We start from the raw sequence: 20,467 nt of genomic DNA, 5'->3' as shown, positions 1-20,467 counted from the left end.
AATTTTTCTTGTAATTGTTTGTTATTCGTCGTTCATTGTTAATTTATGCACAACCAAAACTGGGATGATCTGCGATACGCGCTGGCCGTAAGGAAACACGGATCACTGAATGCGGCGGCCGGGGCGCTGGGTGTCACTCATGCAACGGTGCTGCGCAGAGTCGCCGCGCTTGAAAAGCGTTTTGGATGCGTGATCTTTCAAAAACACCCGTCAGGGTACACCGCCCTGCCCGAGGCCAGAGCAATTCTTTCGGCGATGGAAAGCGTTGAAGAGGCCGTACTTTCCGTTGAGCGGGCGATAGTGGGCGCAAACCGGTCCCCTGCGGGTCGGGTCCGCATTGCGTCCACGGACAGCCTTTGCCAGCTTGTACTGCCCCAAATACTGACCGAGATATCGCGGCTCTACCCCGACCTGGAACTGACTTTGTTAAGCGGCAACAGCCATCATGATCTGTCGAGGCTGACCGCAGACATCGCCGTGCGACCCTCGATCAAACTTGAGGAAGGGCTTGTCAGCGAACGTGCGGGAACCCTGTCATTCGGTGTGTTTGACGACGGTTCCCCAAACCGAAAGTGGATGAGGCTTGATGGGGCGCTGAGTCGCTCGCTTCCCGCCAAATGGCTGGCCGAACATGTCAGCGCCGATGAAATGACCAACGGGGCAGACAGCTTTTTGGTGCTTCAGCAGATGGCGGCCTCCGGGGCGGGCAAAGCGTTTCTGCCCTCGTTTATTGGGAATGCGGATCCTCGGCTTCATCGGTCGTCAGAAATTGATCCCGGAATAGATGTTCCGCTCTGGGTGGCGACTCTGGACGAGATAGCGCGCACTCCCAGATTTGCCATTGTGCAAAGAGCTTTGGTTGAACGCCTGTCCATTGCTCTGCCGGGGTGACAAAAAAATACTCGCCCGTAGGTGTGGCTCCTCCGAGGACGGCTTTGGGCCGATGCGCTGGTCGTCTGGACGGAGTTTTGAGCGAACTCCGTGTACCTCCTGCAAGGCCACGCGTGCCTTCTGTCCGCCGCCTGCGCGATTGCGCGATCAAGGGGTCGACATGATCCAAATTCTGAAACCGAACGCTGATGAGTTCAGACCAAGGTCGGTGGCGCGGTCAGGGATTGTCGTTCATAGTTGAACACGAAATGAGACCCGAGATTTCCGATCTGTCAGTTCGCAATTGGTCATTGTCGCGAGTTTTCCTTGCGGCCTGCATTGTCGTGATGGGAACGGCCACCGCGATAGTTGGCGTATGGGTGTCAAATCGGATCGAGAATGCAGTTGTGCAAAATTCTGCCAATTCCGCAGCGCTGTATATGGAGAGCATCGTATCCCCTCTCAGCCAGGAACTTGCATACGGGGATCGTCTTTCCGATCAAGCAAGGCGGGCACTGGACGAAATATTCATGACCCAGCCAATGCGGGACCGCATTGTGTCCTTCAAGTTTTGGAAACAAGGCGGCGTGATCGCGCACGCATCGGATCCAACCATCATTGGACGCCGCTTCGACCCGACTGATGATCTGAGCCGAGCCTGGAGCGGAGAGATTTCGGGTTCTTTCGAAGATCTCGACCATGCTGAAAGCGCCGCAGAAGCAGCACTTGGGATCCCGCTACTTGAAGTGTACAGCCCGATCCGAGAACTCTGGTCAGGAGATATCATTGCAGTTGCAGAGTTTTACGAGAAAGCTGAACAGCTGGAAGTTGATATGGCCAGAGCCCGCCGGACAAGCTGGCTGGTGGTCGGGTCAGCATTTGCGGCAAGTACAATCGTGCTGTTTTCCATCGTGGTAATCGGTGACAACACCATTCGACGCCAGGGGCGCCTGTTGGAGCGGCGTCTGAAAGAGAGTGAGCAGATGGCAGAGCAGAACGCCAGGCTGCGGTCGCGCGTGGTCGAAGCGTCGGAACGATATGCCACGCAAACAGACCGGTTTCTGAAGAAGCTTGGTTCCGAGCTTCATGACGGTCCCGCTCAATATCTGTCCCTCGCGGCCCTCAGGTTGGAGGCGGCATTCTCGGACAGGCCTGAAAAGCCGGCAGAGGCCGAGGAGATTCAACAGTCTTTGCAGAAGTCCCTGGCCGAAATTCGCGCGTTGTCGCGGGGGTTGTCCGCTCCGGACATCGACAATCTGGCGCTGATTGATGTGGTGAAAAGAGCGATTGAAGATCACTCGGAACACAGCCCGTTGCGGCCGGATGTTTCACTTCAGGGAAGCCAGACGATCGAGTTGTCCGTGTCCGACAAGCTGTGTGTATTCCGGTTCCTTCAGGAAACGCTTTCCAACGCCGCAAGGTATGCTCCGAATTCTCGATGCACCGTCATTTGCGAGGCGCATAACGATCGGGTCGTCATTCATGTCAACGATGACGGGCCCGGATTTGACCCCTCGGACGGAAAAGTACTGCGTGACGATGGAGGCCAGGGGCTCTTGGGTTTGCGAGATCGGGTTGAGAGTATCGGCGGCAGGTTCGAAGTCAGGTCAAGCCCTGGCAAAGGCACCTCTGTCACAATGACACTATTTCCCAGAAAGATGAGTACGTCATGACAACATCTGTCGTAATAGCGGATGATCACCCGATTTTCAGGGACGGTTTGCACCGGACATTGGACGAAGCCGATGGGTTCGAAGTTCTCGCTGCCGGCTCGAGCGCGGATGAGGCAATTTCACTTGTCGGCATTCATCAACCTGACATCGCCATCCTCGATCTTTCGATGCCCGGGGGCGGCATAAATGCGACGCGAAAAATCGCGGCCATGGCAAATCCGCCATTCATCGCGATACTGACGGTCTCGGAAAACAACAGTGACGTTGCGGATGCTTTGGAAGCAGGGGCAATCGGCTACATCGTCAAAGGTGTGACAGCCAGCGAATTGACGGCCTCACTGCGCAGCATCGCCGCAGGTGAAGGATTCGTGTCGCCCGGGCTGGCCTCGCGCGTGCTGCTTCAGATCAACAGAGATGTGGAAACTTCCAAAGACAGCGATGTTCTGGACGATCTCACGCATCGCGAGGAAGAAATACTTAGACGTGTGGCGAAGGGGATGAGCAATCGGGAGATCGCAGATCAACTGGATCTTCAGGAAAAAACCGTAAAGCACTACATGACGGCGATCCTGTCCAAGCTCCACGCCCGAAACCGGGTCGAGGCCGCGCTGATCGCGCACGATGCCTGGGGCAAGACCGACTAAGCCGCGGGTCGAACGTGATTGCATGCTCAATGCTGGCCCCATCGCTTCGAAAACCGCGTGCACCCGAGATCTGAGATTTCAGTTTCGTGCCGGCAGATCCAGTTTGTGGCAAGCTTGGTTGCACATGTTCGCATATGAGCAGGCCTTGCGCTGTATCACCTCAAAGGGCATGTCCAAAGTGATCTGTCGGTCAGGACCCCGGCCGCGACCGGATGGCGTGGTTCGGCGGATCTTTTGGCCTAACTCTCAGTTCTGTGTTGGAATCCATCCAAATAGGGGTCGGATTTGAGACGCCTGGCCGCAAAATCGACAAAGGCGCGCACTTTTGCAGACACGGTGCGGCCCTCTTGATGCACAAGATGGATGGGGACCTCGGGTGGTTCATACGAATTCAGAACGGTCCTGAGCCGCCCGTCTGCAATGTAAGGTGCCACCTGATAGGATAAAAGCCGCCCGATGCCATGCCCTTGCAGGGCCAGCTCGATCACCGCGTCATTGGTGTTCATGCTGATGCGCGGGTTCACGCGCTTTGTCACGACCGTTTCGCTTTTTTGAAAATGCCATTGGGCCGAGGCGTGCAGGGCGGTCGAGTTTATGATGGCGTGATTGGCAAGGTCGTCGGGTGTGTCTGGTTCGCCGCGCGCATCGAGATATGCCGGAGCGGCAAACACGACCTGCCTCACCGCGCCGCATTTCACCGCCATCAGGCTTGAATCTGCAAGGTTCCCGATCCTGATGCCGACGTCGAGGCCCTCATCCACCAGATTGACCACGCGGTCCACATAGAGAGTGCGCGCAGAGAGCTTTGGATACAGTTCCAGAAAGTCACCCAGAATCGGAGTGACGAACATACGCCCGAACAACACCGATGCGGTTACGCTGAGTTCCCCGGTCGGTTCGGCATAGGATCCGACAGCGGCACGCTCTGCCTCCTCGAGATCCATCAGAATGCGTCTGGCATCGTCAAAGAACCTTCGCCCGCTGTCCGTCAGCATGACTGATCGCGTGGTGCGCACAAAAAGACGAAGCCCCAGGCTGTCCTCCAGCATGGAGACCAGTCGGGTTACCGTTGGTGGCGACATATTGAGGTGGCGCGCCGCGGCGGCGAAGCCTTTCAGCTCGGCCACCTTCACAAAAACGCTCAGTGCGTGAAATCTATCCAAACTACTATTCCATATTTTGGAATAATATATTGCCGAATAGGGATATTCTGCAACACACAAGCTTTGACTAGCTTCACCTCAACCCCAGGGCTCTGCCCGGCTGAGATGGAGAATTCAATGTCACGTCCTTTTGCAGAAATCACTTTCACGCCTTCGGTACGTGCAACACAGGCCAGGAACGGATCGGCTGACGGCTATGCAAAGTTTCTGGCCGGCGCCGTTCAGGAAGACCTCATCAGCCCGGTCGAAGCCAGCTTCATCGCACAAAGGGACGGCTTCTATCAGGCGACCGTCTCTGAAACCGGCTGGCCTTATGTCCAATTCCGCGGCGGACCGGCAGGTTTTCTGAAAGTGCTGGATGAACGGACGCTTGCCTACGCGGATTTTCGCGGCAACCGGCAATATCTGAGCGCAGGCAATCTGCTGAACAACGACCGCATTTCTCTGATCCTGATGGACTATCCCAACCGGAGACGCCTCAAGATCTGGGGCCGGGCGAAACTTGTTGATGGCGCGGATGATCCGGCCCTGATGCAACGTTTGAGTGACCCGAATTACAGGGGCCACCCAGAGCGGGCCATTGTGATCAAGCTTGAAGCGATGGACTGGAACTGCCCGCAGCACATCCCCCAACGCCTGACCCTGGAAGAGTTTGAAGAGCACATGGCGCCGCTTCGCGAAGAACTGGCGGAACTGAAAGCTCAAAACCCAGAGCACAAAGAAAAGCCCGGCCAGCAACGCTGACCGATGCTGAACCCTGCGCGTCCAGACGCGTCCCAAAAACCCAAGAAAGGAAATTCCCATGTCGCGCAATCTGAAATCCATCCTGAGCGCCAGTCTTCTCGCGCTTACCATCGCGGTGCCATTAACTCCGGCCCCTGCAATCGCAAGTGAGACCGGCATTGAAGCCGCCCAAGCGGTCAATTTCCGCGCAGAAAAAATCGGCGAGGTCAATGTCGCCTATCGTGAGGCCGGAGACCCGAACAGGCCAACCGTTCTGTTGCTTCATGGGTTTCCGACCTCGTCACATATGTTCCGCAACCTTATCCCCGAACTGGCCAAGAACTATCACGTGATCGCGCCCGATTTTCCCGGATTTGGGGCGTCGGACATGCCGCAAGCCGAAGACTTCGAGTATTCCTTTGCGAATATCGCGGAAATCATGACGTCCCTGCTGGATCGGAAGGGTGTCGATCAATACGCGGTCTATCTGATGGACTATGGTGCCCCGGTTGGATTCCGGATGTTTGCCGAACAGCCCGAACGGGTCACCGGCTTCGTCATTCAGAACGGCAATGCGTATGAGGAAGGGCTGCGCGAATTCTGGGACCCGATCAAAGCCTATTGGGCCGATCCCTCGAAAGAGAATGGCGACCAGCTTCGTGGGTTTCTTACTCTGGATGCGACCAAGTGGCAGTTCACCCATGGTGTCCAAAGGCCGGAACTGATCAGCCCTGACAACTATTGGCACGTCCAATACCTGCTTGATCGCGAAGGCAATCAGGAGGTGCAACTTGAACTTTTCCTGGACTATGGCACCAACGTTGCCGAGTACCCGAAATGGCAGGCGTTGTTTCGTGAGCATCAACCACCTGCGCTGCTGATGTGGGGTAAGAATGATCACATCTTTCCGGCCGAAGGCGCCCTGCCCTATCAACGCGATCTGAAGGATCTTGAGTTTCATCTGCTTGATACCGGACACTTCGCGCTGGAAGAATATGGGCCTGAAATTGCGGAACAGATGACTGCATTCCTGAATCGCATCACTGCTGCCGGCAACTGATGCGCAACTGGCCACGCCTCGATCAAGGGCGCGGCCTCATGTTTGGAGACGATCAATGAACACGCAAGCAAACACTGCCAAGGAAGTCACGGTTGAAATCGTGCACGGGTTTGTCGATGGCGGCACCGGAGGAAATCCCGCAGGCGTCGTTGTGGACGCTGATGATCTGAGCGCGCAAGATATGCAAACCGTGGCGGCACGAGTTGGATTGTCCGAGACGGAAGGCTTCAAGCTGGATTTCTTCACACCGAACCGGCGTATCGCTCATTGCGGTCATGCAACAATCGCCGCCTTCTCTCACCTTGATGCGCTGGGCCGGATCCCCAAGCCCGATACCTCAAAGGAAACTGTTGATGGCCCCAGGCGCATACTCACGAAAGACGGCGCCGCCTATATGGAACAATTGGCCCCACGCTACTCGGGTGCTCAGGAATGGATCGAAAAGGGCGTGAAACTCGACGATGTGCTGAGCTCTCTCGGGGTCGACAAAACTGACCTGGATCAGAGGTTTGCTCCGGTTTTGGTCAACACCGGCAACAGCTTCATCCTCGTCGGTCTTTCGGATGCGGCGAGCATTGCCAAAATCAGACCAGATTTGGCCAAAATCAAGCAAATCAGTGAGCAACTGGATCTGATTGGCTATTATGTATTAACGAAAGACCCTTCAATCACCAGCCGGGACGCCACAACCCGTATGTTCGCACCCAGATACGCGATAGATGAAGAAGCCGCCACGTGGATGGCAGCCGGGCCACTTGCATGCGTGTTGCATGATTTCGGCGGCACGTCTCAGCGATCATTTGAAATCGAACAAGGGGTGTTTATGAACCCGGCAAGCCCGAGCCTGATAAAGGTCGAACTTGACATCGAGAATGGTGCGATCACGGGCCTCATGGCGGGTGGTTACGGAAAAGCCATGACCTCGGCCCGGATTGCTTTGTGACGCGAAAAGGCCAGGTGTGTCCGCAGCACCAGCTTTGGATGCGCCCAGGTCCTTGAGCGCGAATACGTCTCGTCGAAGGGTCCAGCGACGGGACCTTAGTCAGCGCGGTGCGAGGCCCGGTCGCCCGCAGCCCAAATTGAAACCGGCCATTGCGGACAATGTAGAAGCTTGCGATTCTCAATCCATGTTGTCCGGATCAATGTGGCGATCCGGCATGGGGCTGGCTTGATGCTCCTTTTCGACGAGAGAATACAGCTCGATGGATCCGGCAAGCCCTCGAACTTCGTGAAACCCGCAAGCAGAGAACAGTTCAGGCGAAGCCGCGGCAACGGCTGACGTCGCCAGAACTCTGTGGCCCAGGGATTTCGTCAACCCCTCGATACGGCTTGCGAGGTTGACTGCCCTACCCAGAACAGTGAAATCCAGCCTGCCAGGGCTGCCGATATTGCCATAGCTGACCTGCCCGACATTGATCCCGATGCCTATGTCCAACGGCGGCTTCCGAGCCTCTTCGCGGTGATGGTTGAGTGCGGCCAAACCGGTCAATACGCTTTGAGCGGCCCGCGCTGCCCTTTTGCATTGGGCGTTCAAATCCTCCTGTGTCGCAACGGTGAATATCGACAGAATGCCGTCTCCCATAAACTTGAGAATGTCGCCGCCATTCTCTTCGACAGGCTGCACGACCAGATCAAAATATCCACTCAACATGTCAAAAACGTCCTCTTCGGATGCCCTGTCCGAAAGAGCGGTGAAACCGCGCAGGTCAGAGAACATGACAACTGCGTCAAGGGTCGTGCGTTCCCCTCGCTTGATCCGCCCGTTCCACACAGCATCAGAGGGCCCATCGCCAAGATAGGTTCTCAGAAGACCTTTGGACGACTTGCGCATTGTGACCGGTTCCAGAGCAGAGGACAAAGCGGGCAATGCATCCTCAATCATTTTCAGATGCCGGGGTGAGAACCCTTCTGGCGACCGGGTGACAAAAGTGCAGCCGTGCAGCGATCCGTCTCCGTAATAAAGCAGCGTAGCATAGTAATCGGTGCCACCCAACTCAGCGAATTCAAGATATGATGAGTGCTCAGTCCTGGGATCCAGTTGCCGCAGACTTTTGTGAAGTGGCTTCCGGTGTTCAAGAATGTATTCGAATGAGCTGCCGACATACCCATCCGTCAGCATGGTCTCATGTGTTACGTCATAGCTTTCGGTGCCATCCGGCGTCCAGACGATCCCCCATGCGATGAGCAGCGGATTGGCGAAACGCTGACCGATATTGACCCGCCAGAGCGGCACACCCGCCTTGATCAGCGACGAACAGAAATATGACACCACTTTTTCCGGGTCATCCGAACGACGCCCCTCGGCAATCATCCAATTGGTCAGTTGGGCAATAGCATCCATAGTTTAAAACCAATCGCTTAGATAAGATCGTCACGAATTTGGGTTCAGTGTTCGATCATATTATTCTAGCCTTTTTCTTACCCCGTCCAAGCCTGCTGTCGGTCCACAGTTATCGGCCGTAAGCGCCGGCCAATCCACACGCAGACCTTCCTGGATACGTTTTTCCAGCTTGGTCAGCAACTTTAATGAACCTTGTCAAAAGGCCGGCTTCGCTCTCGAAATCCCTTTGAACGCCTTGTCGAGCGCTGGTTGCACGAGGCCGCTCTGGCTATTGATTTATTAGCGCGCGCAAAGAATATGTAAATCTATGATAAGTTCACGACGAACAAAACCAGCAGGCAGACTGGCATGACCAAGATAAAGAATATGGAAGAGTTTGCAGCGCTCAGCGGCATCTCGCGCCCGACGGTATCCAAGTACTTTCACGATCCCGACAGCGTTCGCGCCACGACGCGGGCCCGAATCGAAGAGGCGCTGGAACGGTTCGACTATCGCCCCAACATTTACGCAGTGAACCAGAACCGGAAGCTTACCAAGAATATCGGTATCGTCGTACCGTATCTGGCCGATCCGTTCTTTGCTGAAATCGCACGCTATCTGGAACAAAGCTGTATCGCGGCCGGATACCGTCCGTTCCTGTTCAGCTCTCATGGTGAACAAAAGCTGGAAAACGAAATTCTGGACGGTCTGCAATCCATGAAGCCGGCAGGGGTACTTTTGGCGCCTCTCGGACGCGTTTCGGACAGATCAGCAATAGAGAAATTCTGCGCCAATGTTCCGACGATCTTGTTTGACAGTAATCTCGATGGTTTGGGGGCTGCATTCGTTGGTTCTGATAACTTCAGCTTTGTTTCACAAACTGTCGAATACATGACCCGCACTGGTGAACCGCCTTCGTTTTTTGAAATGCGCACACCTGCGAACCCAAACGCCAACAAGCGAAGGAAAGCCTATATCAAAGTGATGGAACGTCTTGAGCTCGAGCCGCACATAATCAAAGTTGAAGGCAAGGGTTGGGCGTTTGAAGAAATCGGCCAAAGAGGGGCGCTGAAAGTTCTGGAAGAACGCGGTTTGCGAACCGACTCGGTACTATGCAGCAATGATCGACTGGCCATTGGCTTTCTTGCAGCTTGCTACAAACAGGGGATTCGCGTCGGTCGTGATGACAGTTGCGCGCTGCGCGTGGCCTCAAATGATGACCATCCCTTCGCGCAGTTCACTTGCCCATCCCTTACAACGGCGGCTCATGACTATGACAATGTTGCGGGTCGCAGCGTCGAAACCCTGTTTCAACTCATTGAAAGTGGAGGGAAATTCAAGACGAGATCAGAAACGTTGTTTCCCGCAAGACTGGTTTTGAGGGATTCCGCGTAACCTACAACTTTTAACGCGCGTAAAGTTTTTATTGACGCCGCGACAATTTACACACTACTTTCTGTGTACGGCATCCAAGCTCAGGGAGGACAAGGATGTATTTGAAGAATGCACTTCGTGCGGCGACGGCATTAACCTTTGTCGCAACGGCCGCGGCCCATGCAGAAACGATCACGATCGCAACCGTCAATAATGGCGACATGATTCGGATGCAGGGCTATACCGACAACTTTACCGAGGCGACTGGTATCGACGTGGAATGGGTGACGCTGGAGGAGAACGTCTTGCGTCAGCGTGTTACCACCGACATCACCACCAAGGGCGGTCAGTTCGATATCATGACCATCGGCATGTACGAAACGCCGATCTGGGGCGCGAATGGCTGGTTGGTTCCTTTGGATGGACTGTCAGAGGAATATGATGTCGGCGATCTGCTTCCTGCGATGGCGGGTGGCCTGAGCCATGAGGGTACGCTGTATGCGGCACCGTTCTATGGCGAAAGCTCGATGATCATGTATCGCACCGACCTGATGGAAAAGGCCGGAATGGAGATGCCTGAGGCGCCAACATGGCAGTTCATCCGCGAGGCGGCGGCTGCGATGACGGACCGTGACAACGATATCAACGGCATCTGCCTGCGTGGCAAGGCGGGTTGGGGTGAAGGCGGTGCCTTTATCACCGTGACCGCGAATTCCTTCGGCGCACGATGGTTTGATGAGGACTGGAAGCCTCAGTTCGACCAGCCTGAGTGGAAAGAGGCGCTGACTTTCTTTGTCGACATGATGAATGAATCAGGCCCTGCCGGCTACGCGACCAACGGTTTCAACGAAAACCTGTCTCTGTTCCAGCAAGGCAAGTGCGGAATGTGGATCGACGCCACCGTTGCGGCGTCCTTCGTGACAAATCCGGATGATTCAACTGTCGCGGACAAGGTCGGGTTTGCTCTGGCACCAAATTCGGAAGGCGTCGACAAGCGCGCCAACTGGCTGTGGGCCTGGGCACTGGCCATTCCGGCGGGAACCCAGAAAGAGGATGCAGCCAAGCAGTTCATCGAATGGGCGACCTCGAAGGATTACATCGAACTGGTGGCGGAAAACGAAGGTTGGGCCAATGTCCCTCCGGGCGCGCGTACCTCGCTTTATGAGAACGCGAACTACAAGGACATTCCGTTCGCCAAGATGACGCTCGAGTCGATCCTGTTGGCCGACCCGCAGAACTGCTGCGCCAAGCCGACACCCTACACTGGCATCCAGTTCGTTGCGATCCCGGAATTCGCGGGCATTGCCACACAGGTCAGTCAGGAATTCTCGGCGGTTTATGCCGGACAGCAGACTGTAGATGAAGCGCTTGAAAAGGCGCAGGCCTTTACGGCTGAAGAAATGGAAGCCGCAGGGTACTGAGGCATCCCTCCCAGTAGGGGACAGGTGATCTGTCCCCTGCTCTCTTCCACTTCCACAACTCGCGTTTTTCTCGCAGGCTGAGTTACGCCTGAACAGAGAGGGTTTGCGTAATGGCTACTCAACACTCCCGATCCGTTGCTCGCCTTATGATGGCACCCGCAGTGGTCCTGCTGCTTGGCTGGATGCTCGTGCCATTGACGATGACGCTGTACTTTTCCTTCAAAAAATATCTGCCTCTGCGCGGGGGTGATCTGGGCTGGGTCGGGCTCGACAACTACGTCCGCTTTGTCTCGTCCAGTACATTCTGGCCCGCGGTGCAGGCAACGTTGGTCATTGTTGGCGGTGTTCTGATCATAACCGTCATTCTCGGAATTCTGCTTGCCATGCTGCTGGATCAGCCGATGTGGGGGCAAGGCATTGTCCGAATCCTTGTTATCGCGCCGTTCTTCGTCATGCCCACCGTGTCTGCGCTGGTGTGGAAGAACATGTTCATGGACCCGGTCAATGGTTTGCTGGCCCATCTGTGGCGTTTTTTCGGGGCCGAGCCGATCTCGTGGTTGTCCGAGGCGTCGATGACCTCGATCATAATGATCGTTTCGTGGCAATGGCTGCCCTTTGCAACGCTGATCCTGTTGACCGCCATTCAGTCGCTGGACAGCGAGCAACTGGAAGCAGCCGAGATGGATGGTGCACCGCCGTTGAAGCGCTTTTATCACATCATTCTGCCGCATCTGGGCCGTGCGATCACCATTGTGATCCTGATCCAAACAATCTTTCTCTTGTCGATTTTCGCCGAGATCTTCGTGACCACAGGCGGCGCTTTCGGCACCCGTACACTCACCTACCTGATCTTCCAGCGCGTGTTGGAAAGCCAGAATGTCGGCCTTGGATCAGCCGGAGGTGTCTACGCAATCATCCTTGCCAATATAGTTGCGATCTTCCTGATGCGCATCGTCGGCAAGAACCTGGACGCGTGAGGAGGAAAACCCATGGCCCGCGCTGTCACATCCCGACGCAAATCGCTGAACACCGCCCTTGCCTGGGCTGTTGGACTGCTGATTTTCTTCCCGATCCTCTGGACGATCCTGACCAGCTTCAAAACCGAAGCGCAGGCCATTGCCAGCCCGCCCCTGTTTTTGAACTTTGACTGGACGCTGGAAAACTACGCCATCGTGCAGGAACGCTCGGACTATATGCGTTTCCTGTGGAATTCGGTGATCATCGCCGGTGGATCGACCATGCTGGGTGTGATCATCGCCGTGCCCGCCGCCTGGGCGATGGCGTTTGTTCCGTCCAAACGAACCAAGGACATCCTGTTGTGGATGCTGTCCACCAAGATGCTGCCAGCCGTAGGTGTGTTGTACCCGATCTACTTGCTGTTCATCCAACTGGGCCTTCTGGATACGCGCGGAGGGTTGGTCGTGGTGCTGATGCTGATCAACCTGCCGATCATCGTCTGGATGCTTTACACTTATTTCCGCGAAATTCCGGGTGAAATTCTGGAAGCCGCGCGGATGGATGGGGCGACGCTGAAAGAGGAAATCCTCTATGTCCTAACCCCCATGGCCATTCCCGGCATCGCTTCGACCGTCCTGCTGAACTTTATCCTTGCGTGGAACGAGGCGTTCTGGACCCTCAATCTGACCGCTGTTGACGCGGCACCGCTCACGGCCTTCATCGCCAGCTATTCCAGCCCCGAGGGCCTGTTCTTTGCCAAGCTCAGCGCGGCCTCGACCATGGCAATTGCACCGATCCTGATCCTTGGCTGGTTCAGCCAGAAACAACTTGTCCGCGGCCTGACCTTCGGCGCTGTGAAATAAGGAGCATTCCTCATGGGACGCATACAACTCAAGTCCGTGACCAAAAGCTTCGGCGACGTTCAGGTCATCCCTCCGCTGGACCTGACCATTGAAGATGGCGAGTTCACCGTTTTCGTCGGCCCTTCGGGCTGCGGAAAATCCACGCTGCTGCGCCTGATCGCAGGGCTGGAAGACATCACCAGTGGCCACATAGAAATCGATGGAGCAGACGCAACAGAAGTACCGCCCGCCAAACGGGGGCTGGCAATGGTGTTCCAGTCTTATGCGCTTTACCCGCATATGACCGTTCGCAAGAACATCGCATTTCCGTTGCGCATGGCGAAACTGGATCAGGCTGAAATCGATAAGCGGGTTGAGGGCGCGGCCAGTGTCCTGAACCTGACCGATTACCTGGATCGCCGCCCGGGCCAGTTGTCCGGTGGTCAACGCCAGCGCGTCGCCATTGGTCGGGCTATCGTTCGTGAACCGGCCGCGTTCCTGTTCGACGAACCGCTTTCAAACCTCGACGCAGCTTTGCGGGTGGGCATGCGGTTGGAGATCAGCGAGCTGCATGAACGCCTCGCGACAACGATGATCTACGTCACCCACGATCAGGTCGAAGCCATGACGATGGCGGACAAGATCGTTGTGCTCCAGGCTGGCGTGATCGAACAGGTTGGCAGCCCGCTGGAACTGTACCGAACGCCTCGCAACCTGTTTGTTGCAGGATTCATTGGCTCGCCCAAGATGAATTTTATCGAAGGGCCCGAAGCGGCAAAGCACGGCGCACGAACGATCGGCATTCGACCGGAACACATCGCGGTGTCGGACTCCGAAGGAGAATGGTCCGGGCGTGTCAGCGTCTCTGAGCATCTTGGTTCGGACACGTTTTTCCACGTCCACGACACCGGACTGGCCGAGACAATCACTGTTCGTGCCGATGGCGAGGTTGGTTTCCGCCATGGGGATCGCATTCATCTGACCCCACGTGCCGATGTGATCCACAGATTTGACGCAGACGGTCTGCGGATCGAATGAAACGTCTGACGGGCAAAACCGCCCTGATTACAGGGGCTGCGCGGGGAATTGGATTGGCATTTGCCAAGGCCTACGTGGCAGAGGGCGCGCGGGTCGCCGTCGCCGACATCGACATCCAGCGCGCGCAGGACGCGGCCGCTGGAATCGGCGCGGCAGCTTTCGCTGTCGAAATGGACGTGACCGACCAGCAGAGCATCGATCAGGCCATAGCCAAAACCGCGGCGCAATTCGGCCCAATCGACATTCTGATCAACAACGCGGCCATCTTCAGCGCCGCACCATTCGTCGAGATCGAGCGCGCCGACTACAATCGGGTGTTTGACATCAACGTCGCGGGCGCGCTGTTTACGATGCAGGCCGTCGCCAAACATATGATCGAGCACGGAACCAAAGGCCGAATTATCAATATGGCCTCGCAGGCCGGGCGAAGGGGTGAACCTTTGGTCGCTGTCTACTGCGCCAGCAAGGCGGCGATCATATCACTGACCCAATCGGCGGGGCTGAACCTGATTTCTCATGGGATCAATGTAAACGCGATTGCCCCCGGTGTCGTCGATGGCGAACACTGGGATGGCGTGGACGCCTTTTTTGCAAAACACGAAGGCAAGCCCCTTGGCCAGAAGAAGCGCGAAGTGGCGGCAGCTGTTCCATATGGCCGCATGGGGCGCGCGGAAGACCTGACGGGCATGGCGGTTTTTCTGGCCTCTGACGAGGCCAAGTATATCGTCGCGCAGACTTACAATGTCGACGGCGGAAATTGGATGAGCTGATGGACCCTGTGGCGAACGCAAAAACCCCTGCACGGCTGCGGCAAGAGAGCCTTTCCAAGCTGCCAACCACCGTGAAGACTCCGATGTATGAACGTACGGATCTGACGCCGGGCATAGTTCATATAGGATTGGGTAATTTCCATCGCGCGCATCAGGCCTGGTATATCCATCAGCTCATGCAGCAGGGGTTGGCCCATGACTGGGCAATCGTCGGAGCGGGTGTGCGAAGCTATGACGCTGTCATGCGAGAACGATTGCTGGCGCAGGATTGCCTCACAACGCTGATCGAGTTGGGGCCAAACGGAATGTCCGCCGAGGTGATTGGCCCGATGATCGATTACCTGCCGATCGAAGAAAACAACGCTGCCCTCATCCACGCGATGGCCGACCCGGCCACCCGGATCGTTTCGCTGACTGTTACCGAAGGGGGATATTTTCTGGATGCCAACAGCGGCGCATTCGATTTCGACCACGCAGATATCCGTCATGACGCAGAAAACCCCAATCAGCCCCGTACGGCCTTTGGCGCAATGGTTGCGGCACTCAGACGACGGCGCGCCGAGGGGTTGACCCCGTTCACGGCGCTCAGCTGCGACAATCTTCAGGGCAACGGAACGATTTTGCGAAACTGTGTTGTGGGATTGGCGCGCATGTTCGACCCGGAACTGGCCGACTGGATCGACAGGCATGGCGCGTTTCCGAACTCGATGGTGGATTGCATCGTACCAGCGACCACCGACCAATTGGTATCGCAATGCCGCGCCCTTGGCGTCGATGACAGAGCGCCCGTCTCGCATGAGAACTTTCGTCAATGGGTCATCGAGGATGCCTTCTGCGCCGGGCGCCCGCCCCTCGAAAACGTCGGCGCAATACTGACTAACAACGTCCATGGTTACGAGACCATGAAGTTGCGCATTTTGAACGGAGGTCATCAACTGTTGGCGAATGTCGGAGAAATACTGAGTGTTCCGACGATTGCCGACTGCATGAAGGACCCGGACATCGTGGCGTTTTTTCGAAAAGTGCAGGTCGAAGAAATCCTTCCGCATGTCGAAGCGGTTCCCGAAACCACTGCAAGTGAGTACCTTGAGTTGATCGAAAGCCGATTTGCAAACACGGCGATTCACGACACCACACGCAGGGTTGCATTCGACGGATCGGCAAGACATCCCGGATTTTTGCTGCCGTCGCTGCGTGATGCTCTGGCATCAGGGTCTTACGCAAACGGGCTCGCTCTCGCCGAAGCGTTCTGGTGCCGGATGTGCGCGGGTATTCGTGAAGATGGCTCCGAGATCACTCCCAATGATCCCCAGTGGGAAAGCCTGAACAGCACCGCAAAAGCGTCCAAAGCTGATCCTGAGCTTTGGCTGGAACAGGGTTTCTACAGCGGTGATTTTGGAATCAGCACACAGTTTTCCAACGCCTTTGCCCGCTGGCTGACCCTGATATGGCAGCGTGGCAGCCGGGCCGCCATTGCTGAGTATGTTGCCAACGGTTCAACGTAGCAAATCAATCTCGGCGCTCGGTTCAATCGGGACCCATGCGGTGCGGTATCTGACCCTTGGAGCCTTGTCTGACGTTGACGCAAATAGGGCCTGCAATCTGCCGAAAATGGCATGGATGTCACCCTCGGCGGCTCTGACCGGTTCACCGCCTTGGGCAAATCCCCACTACAGAGTCCATGGAATAAGCGAAAGTTTGCCACCGGATCAAAAGCTCCGATAACGGGTCCCAAAAAATGAAAAAATATTGGGTAGAATGCCCAAAACCCTAAACGGCCGCAGATGCCCGGTTCAGCCAAGGATCGCGGGTTTCTGTTGCACTTATGCGACGGTTCTGCCGTTGAAAGAAAGTGTCATTTGAAACATGGTGTCACCTGCTGTTTCAAAAGGATTGGTGCATAGTAGTTTGTCATAAAAAGAACAATTTAAGCGTGCATCCGAGTGCAATCAAATCTTCCGAGGTACAGGGCTGAGCAATGGCTACTACGACTATAATACCAAGACCTTCCGCTTCTTCTCCGCTCAGTCCAATACAAGGTTTTGTTGCCTACGGTGACGGCAATCCTGCGACCACCACCGTAATTTCTTATCACTTCGAACAATACGCGGGTACACAAGCGTGGACTGCGGAATACAAAGCAGAATTCCGAGCGGCTCTCTCTGCAATTGAAGCAGTCGCAAATGTGACTTTTGTCGAATCCGGCAGTGCCTCTGCCGACTTGGTGGAAGTTATTGCGCCCACAAGCTTTTTTTCAAATCCCAGAACGCTTGGCTACCACTACACGCCATCGCGCAACCCCTCCGAAGGCGCCTTCAACACCGCTTACTGGACTGCCGGAACAAATGGAAACGGCGATCCGGGCGGGTTTTTCTTTACTACGTTGCTCCACGAACTGGGTCACGCGCTAGGGTTGGGTCATCCCCACGACACCGGTTTGGGTACAACCGTGATGAATGGCGTTACATCGCCATTTGACTCTTTCGGGACCGGCAGCCTGAATCAGGGTGTCTACACGGTGATGTCGTATAATGATGGCTGGACCGAAAAGAACGGAATTCTCTCTGTCAACGCGACTTATGGTGGTTCAACGGGTCTTGGCGCTTTGGACATTGCTGCGTTGCAGGCGATGTATGGCGCCAATACCAGCCACAACTCAGCCAACAATACCTACACGCTTCCTTGGGCAAACGTTGGGGGTACCGGCTATCAGTCTATTTGGGATACTGGTGGAAACGATACCATCCAGCATGTCGGCAGTTCGAAGGCGCGGATCGACCTGCGGGCCGCAACACTGGATTATTCCGAGACCGGCGGCGGCGTAGTGTCCTACGCAGAGGGCATAAAGGGCGGCTTTACAATCGCGCATGGCGTTGTGATTGAAAACGCGATCGGCGGGACCGGTGACGACGTGATCGTCGGGAATACCGCTCAGAACGTTCTGAATGGCAACCATGGACACGATAAGATCTATTCAGTGTCCGACGGAACCAACAACAACACCGTTTATGGCGGCTTGGGGAACGACACCATCTATCTGGCGAACGGTTCCGGCGCAGACCAGGTTTTCGGCGGCCAGGGCGACGATTGGGCCATTGTGACCAACAATGCCGGCTCGTTTTCCGGAGGAAGCGGTACTGACACAATCCGATTTGTCAGCGCCATCAGCAGCTATCTGTTCATTAAAAACGGCACGAAATACGAATTTATCGATGCCGTTTCACGTATCACCTTCACGGTAGAAGATGATGTCGAGGCCATTCAGTTCCTGAATGGATCACAGGCGTATACTCGTTCGAATATCGAAGCTGCCATGCAGCTTTCGGATATCGAGACGACCGGCACCACACTGAAACATGCAAGTCAGGGCATTTACGTTCTGGATGCAGGCAGCTCGAACGTGACGCTGGTATTTAATGGTCAGGCTGTTGGTCAAAACACGATCGCCGGCTGGCAGGCCATTCAGGCCGAGGCTTCGGGTGGCGGTTACAAAGTGCTGTGGAAAAACGTGGATGGGACGTACGGGGAATGGACCGTCAATGCCAATGGTCAGTTCCTCAGCAGCAGTAGCATCGGCAACGTGGCTGATGTTGAGGCCTTCTATGGTGCTGATTTGAACAATGACGGGCTGACGGGTCATGGTACGGTCACGGTTGAAACCACTGGCTCCACGACACTCGTTTCGTCAAGCTTGGGTTCATACTTGATTAATGGCACCATTGAACTGACCTTAAACGGTGCCAAAGCCGGCGCGGGCAGTTTCCCTGGCTGGCAGGCCATTCACGCCGAGGCTTCGGGCGGCGGCTACAGGGTGCTTTGGAAGAATGCTAATGGCACGTTTGGGGAATGGGTGACGGATGCTAATGGTCGTTTTGTCAGCAGCAGCACCATAGACGACGTCAGGGATGTCGAGGTCTTTTATGGCGCAAATCTGAACAATGATGGGCAAATCGGCCATATCACGACCAGCATCGAATCCAACGGTTCCACGACGCTGGGATCGTCAACCAATGGCGCATATGTAATCGGCAGCAGCATCGACTTGAAGCTCAACCAGGCTAATGCCGGTCCTGGCAGCTTCCCGGGTTGGCAGGCCGTTCAGGCCGAGGCTTCAGGTGGCGGCTATCGGGTGTTGTGGAAGAACTCGGATGGGTCCTACGGTGAATGGACGACGAATGCGGCTGGTGAATTCCAAAGCAGTACAACAATCACCAATGTTGCGGATGTAGAGGTCTTCTATGGCGTTGACCTGAACAATGACGGGCTGACGGGGCATGGAACGATCAGTATTGAATCCAACGGCGCGACAACGCTGGGGGCGACAACGCAAGGTGAATATCTGATTGGCGGCACCACCAAGTTGACATTCAACAACGCCACCGTCGGACCGAACAGCTTCGCGGGCTGGCAGGCCATTCACGCCGAGGCTTCAGGTGGCGGCTACCGGGTATTGTGGAAGAATTCGGACGGAACTTACGGTGAATGGGTCACGGATTCCAATGGTGTATATGTCAGTTCCAACACCGTCCCTGACGTGGTGGCGGTCGAAACCTTCTATGGTTTTGATATCGACGGCAGTGGGACAGTGGGATACGGATTGCCCAAACTCGCTTGGTTTACTGAAGGCGATCAGAATACACCGACGGGCGAAGACGTTTTGGGTGTGTCCGATTGGGATGAAACGGTCGATATTCTAAAGTTCGTCCCTGATCTTGAGGCTCCCGAAGACGTAGAAGACGACTACACACTGGTGAGCTTGCATCAGGCTCAGGACGGGGCGCTTAACGTTTCCGAAGACTCATTGGCCGCCGTATTGGGTGGGAACTTGGAGGTCGAGGATGACGAGGCCAGCCCGACACTTACACCCCATTTGGACGAAGACAGCTTTTGGATTTAAAGATCCTTTGGCGCTGGAGGCGGCTCGTTCGGTTAAACTGACGGTGCCGTTTCTGGCGTAGTTCTCTGAGTACGTTTGTGATTTCAATCAGTGTCCCGGCCCTGCAGGCCCGCCTTGTCAGCTCTGTCAAACCTGACAGCAGGGTGAAAGCAAATCGTCAAGGTTTGTGCGTAGCCGTAGCAACATACCCTGCCGCCAGCCAGCCACCACCGGTGTTTCAAGGCAGTTCTGGCAACATCTAAAACCCATAGTGTACCGCGCGAAGTACCGCGATCGATCACGGTGATACTCCAAACATCTTTGCAAGGAGGTATTATTCGTTTGTCCTATTGGCCCTGATAGTTTGTGCGGTCGCGCTGCTGAAATGCGCGAACACGCATCTTGTGTGCAGCCTGAGTAGGCGCTCTTATTTTGATCTCGGGCGCTGACCCAGGCTTTGCAATCAGTCATCACCTGATGCGCATCGTGTGGGCCATCATTGGCGTATCCGTCGCCGACAACCTAACCTTGCGTTGGCCTAGACCTCGGAACTGGTCAGGTGCTTTTGGCCGCGACCGCATAGTTACTGTGCGTCGGAACCACCGAGTTCAAACGTTGAGACAGTCTTTGCGACGTTGGCCAAAAAGTGCTTCTTCCAGCCTGCTGTCTGCGGTTTCTTGCTCAAAAAAACATGTGCAAACTTGGCAATGCTGAACTAACTTTCTAAATGCGGCGA

Annotated in this window: 16 protein-coding genes; 14 read left to right on the top strand and 2 right to left on the bottom strand. The window is 55.6% G+C overall.

Annotated features, from left to right (window positions below):
• Nucleotides 1–45: 45 nt before the first annotated feature.
• The 3 genes from ACR0C6_RS08510 (at nt 46) to ACR0C6_RS08500 (ending at nt 3,187) form a co-directional block, all read left to right on the top strand.
• On the top strand, nt 46–891 hold the full coding sequence (locus tag ACR0C6_RS08510) for a LysR family transcriptional regulator (RefSeq protein ID WP_480618876.1): 846 nt from the start codon (nt 46–48) through the stop codon (nt 889–891).
• A 188-nt stretch (nt 892–1,079) separates the two neighbouring features.
• The gene (locus ACR0C6_RS08505) at nt 1,080–2,543 is read left to right on the top strand and encodes a sensor histidine kinase (protein WP_480618875.1); all 1,464 of its coding nucleotides are present in this window, start codon (nt 1,080–1,082) and stop codon (nt 2,541–2,543) included.
• Complete coding sequence (locus ACR0C6_RS08500; protein WP_480618874.1) at nt 2,540–3,187, top strand: response regulator; 648 nt, start codon at nt 2,540–2,542, stop codon at nt 3,185–3,187. Before ACR0C6_RS08505 ends, ACR0C6_RS08500 begins: the two co-directional genes overlap by 4 nt.
• Nucleotides 3,188–3,426: 239 nt before the next feature.
• Here the strand turns inward: ACR0C6_RS08500 and ACR0C6_RS08495 are convergent, their stop codons facing one another.
• The gene (locus tag ACR0C6_RS08495) at nt 3,427–4,350 is read right to left on the bottom strand and encodes a LysR family transcriptional regulator (protein WP_480618873.1); all 924 of its coding nucleotides are present in this window, start codon (nt 4,348–4,350) and stop codon (nt 3,427–3,429) included.
• Between the two features lie 117 nt (nt 4,351–4,467).
• On the opposite strand from ACR0C6_RS08495, the gene ACR0C6_RS08490 reads away from it, so the two are divergent.
• From ACR0C6_RS08490 to ACR0C6_RS08480, 3 genes are read left to right on the top strand one after another with little or no spacing between them, the layout of a single operon-like run.
• Nucleotides 4,468–5,094 (top strand): pyridoxamine 5'-phosphate oxidase family protein, encoded by a 627-nt coding sequence (locus ACR0C6_RS08490; protein WP_480618872.1) that lies wholly within the window; start codon nt 4,468–4,470, stop codon nt 5,092–5,094.
• A 58-nt stretch (nt 5,095–5,152) separates the two neighbouring features.
• A complete protein-coding gene (locus ACR0C6_RS08485; protein ID WP_480618871.1) occupies nt 5,153–6,133 on the top strand; it encodes an alpha/beta fold hydrolase in 981 nt (326 codons plus the stop codon).
• 55 nt (nt 6,134–6,188) lie between these two features.
• Nucleotides 6,189–7,076, top strand: a complete 888-nt coding sequence (locus ACR0C6_RS08480) for a PhzF family phenazine biosynthesis protein (protein WP_480446395.1) — start codon at nt 6,189–6,191, stop codon at nt 7,074–7,076.
• Between the two features lie 177 nt (nt 7,077–7,253).
• Here the strand turns inward: ACR0C6_RS08480 and ACR0C6_RS08475 are convergent, their stop codons facing one another.
• On the bottom strand, nt 7,254–8,474 hold the full coding sequence (locus tag ACR0C6_RS08475; RefSeq protein ID WP_480618870.1) for an adenylate/guanylate cyclase domain-containing protein: 1,221 nt from the start codon (nt 8,472–8,474) through the stop codon (nt 7,254–7,256).
• 348 nt (nt 8,475–8,822) lie between these two features.
• Between ACR0C6_RS08475 and ACR0C6_RS08470 the strand changes: the two genes are divergently transcribed.
• The 8 genes from ACR0C6_RS08470 (at nt 8,823) to ACR0C6_RS08435 (ending at nt 19,752) form a co-directional block, all read left to right on the top strand.
• Nucleotides 8,823–9,848, top strand: a complete 1,026-nt coding sequence (locus tag ACR0C6_RS08470) for a LacI family DNA-binding transcriptional regulator (protein WP_480446397.1) — start codon at nt 8,823–8,825, stop codon at nt 9,846–9,848.
• A gap of 95 nt (nt 9,849–9,943) precedes the next feature.
• The gene (locus ACR0C6_RS08465; RefSeq protein WP_152460299.1) at nt 9,944–11,248 is read left to right on the top strand and encodes an ABC transporter substrate-binding protein; all 1,305 of its coding nucleotides are present in this window, start codon (nt 9,944–9,946) and stop codon (nt 11,246–11,248) included.
• A gap of 110 nt (nt 11,249–11,358) precedes the next feature.
• Complete coding sequence (locus ACR0C6_RS08460) at nt 11,359–12,225, top strand: carbohydrate ABC transporter permease (RefSeq protein WP_171228786.1); 867 nt, start codon at nt 11,359–11,361, stop codon at nt 12,223–12,225.
• 12 nt (nt 12,226–12,237) lie between these two features.
• Nucleotides 12,238–13,068 (top strand): carbohydrate ABC transporter permease, encoded by an 831-nt coding sequence (locus ACR0C6_RS08455; protein ID WP_152460301.1) that lies wholly within the window; start codon nt 12,238–12,240, stop codon nt 13,066–13,068.
• A 12-nt stretch (nt 13,069–13,080) separates the two neighbouring features.
• Nucleotides 13,081–14,085 (top strand): ABC transporter ATP-binding protein, encoded by a 1,005-nt coding sequence (locus tag ACR0C6_RS08450; protein WP_171228787.1) that lies wholly within the window; start codon nt 13,081–13,083, stop codon nt 14,083–14,085.
• On the top strand, nt 14,082–14,855 hold the full coding sequence (locus tag ACR0C6_RS08445) for an L-iditol 2-dehydrogenase (protein ID WP_480446400.1): 774 nt from the start codon (nt 14,082–14,084) through the stop codon (nt 14,853–14,855). Before ACR0C6_RS08450 ends, ACR0C6_RS08445 begins: the two co-directional genes overlap by 4 nt.
• Entirely contained in the window at nt 14,855–16,360 is a 1,506-nt protein-coding gene (locus tag ACR0C6_RS08440; protein ID WP_480618869.1) for a mannitol dehydrogenase family protein, read from the top strand. The genes ACR0C6_RS08445 and ACR0C6_RS08440 overlap by 1 nt, the downstream gene beginning before the upstream one ends.
• 473 nt (nt 16,361–16,833) lie before the next feature.
• Nucleotides 16,834–19,752, top strand: coding sequence for a M10 family metallopeptidase C-terminal domain-containing protein (locus ACR0C6_RS08435; RefSeq protein ID WP_480618868.1), 2,919 nt, complete (start codon nt 16,834–16,836; stop codon nt 19,750–19,752).
• Nucleotides 19,753–20,467: the final 715 nt, after the last annotated feature.

It is taken from the genome of Ruegeria sp. AL12 (genome assembly GCF_056540885.1).
This window is presented reverse-complemented; position numbering and strand designations above follow the sequence as displayed.

Excerpts from the sequence above, each read along its gene's own strand:
- ACR0C6_RS08435 (WP_480618868.1), top strand. The coding sequence starts at position 16,834 with ATGGCTACTACGACTATAATACCAAGACCTTCCGCTTCTTCTCCGCTC.
- ACR0C6_RS08505 (WP_480618875.1), top strand. The coding sequence starts at position 1,080 with ATGAGTTCAGACCAAGGTCGGTGGCGCGGTCAGGGATTGTCGTTCATA.
- ACR0C6_RS08450 (WP_171228787.1), top strand. The coding sequence starts at position 13,081 with ATGGGACGCATACAACTCAAGTCCGTGACCAAAAGCTTCGGCGACGTT.
- ACR0C6_RS08480 (WP_480446395.1), top strand. The coding sequence starts at position 6,189 with ATGAACACGCAAGCAAACACTGCCAAGGAAGTCACGGTTGAAATCGTG.
- ACR0C6_RS08470 (WP_480446397.1), top strand. The coding sequence starts at position 8,823 with ATGACCAAGATAAAGAATATGGAAGAGTTTGCAGCGCTCAGCGGCATC.
- ACR0C6_RS08475 (WP_480618870.1), bottom strand. The coding sequence starts at position 8,474 with ATGGATGCTATTGCCCAACTGACCAATTGGATGATTGCCGAGGGGCGT.
- ACR0C6_RS08445 (WP_480446400.1), top strand. The coding sequence starts at position 14,082 with ATGAAACGTCTGACGGGCAAAACCGCCCTGATTACAGGGGCTGCGCGG.
- ACR0C6_RS08500 (WP_480618874.1), top strand. The coding sequence starts at position 2,540 with ATGACAACATCTGTCGTAATAGCGGATGATCACCCGATTTTCAGGGAC.
- ACR0C6_RS08465 (WP_152460299.1), top strand. The coding sequence starts at position 9,944 with ATGTATTTGAAGAATGCACTTCGTGCGGCGACGGCATTAACCTTTGTC.
- ACR0C6_RS08510 (WP_480618876.1), top strand. The coding sequence starts at position 46 with ATGCACAACCAAAACTGGGATGATCTGCGATACGCGCTGGCCGTAAGG.
- ACR0C6_RS08440 (WP_480618869.1), top strand. The coding sequence starts at position 14,855 with ATGGACCCTGTGGCGAACGCAAAAACCCCTGCACGGCTGCGGCAAGAG.
- ACR0C6_RS08455 (WP_152460301.1), top strand. The coding sequence starts at position 12,238 with ATGGCCCGCGCTGTCACATCCCGACGCAAATCGCTGAACACCGCCCTT.
- ACR0C6_RS08460 (WP_171228786.1), top strand. The coding sequence starts at position 11,359 with ATGGCTACTCAACACTCCCGATCCGTTGCTCGCCTTATGATGGCACCC.
- ACR0C6_RS08490 (WP_480618872.1), top strand. The coding sequence starts at position 4,468 with ATGTCACGTCCTTTTGCAGAAATCACTTTCACGCCTTCGGTACGTGCA.
- ACR0C6_RS08485 (WP_480618871.1), top strand. The coding sequence starts at position 5,153 with ATGTCGCGCAATCTGAAATCCATCCTGAGCGCCAGTCTTCTCGCGCTT.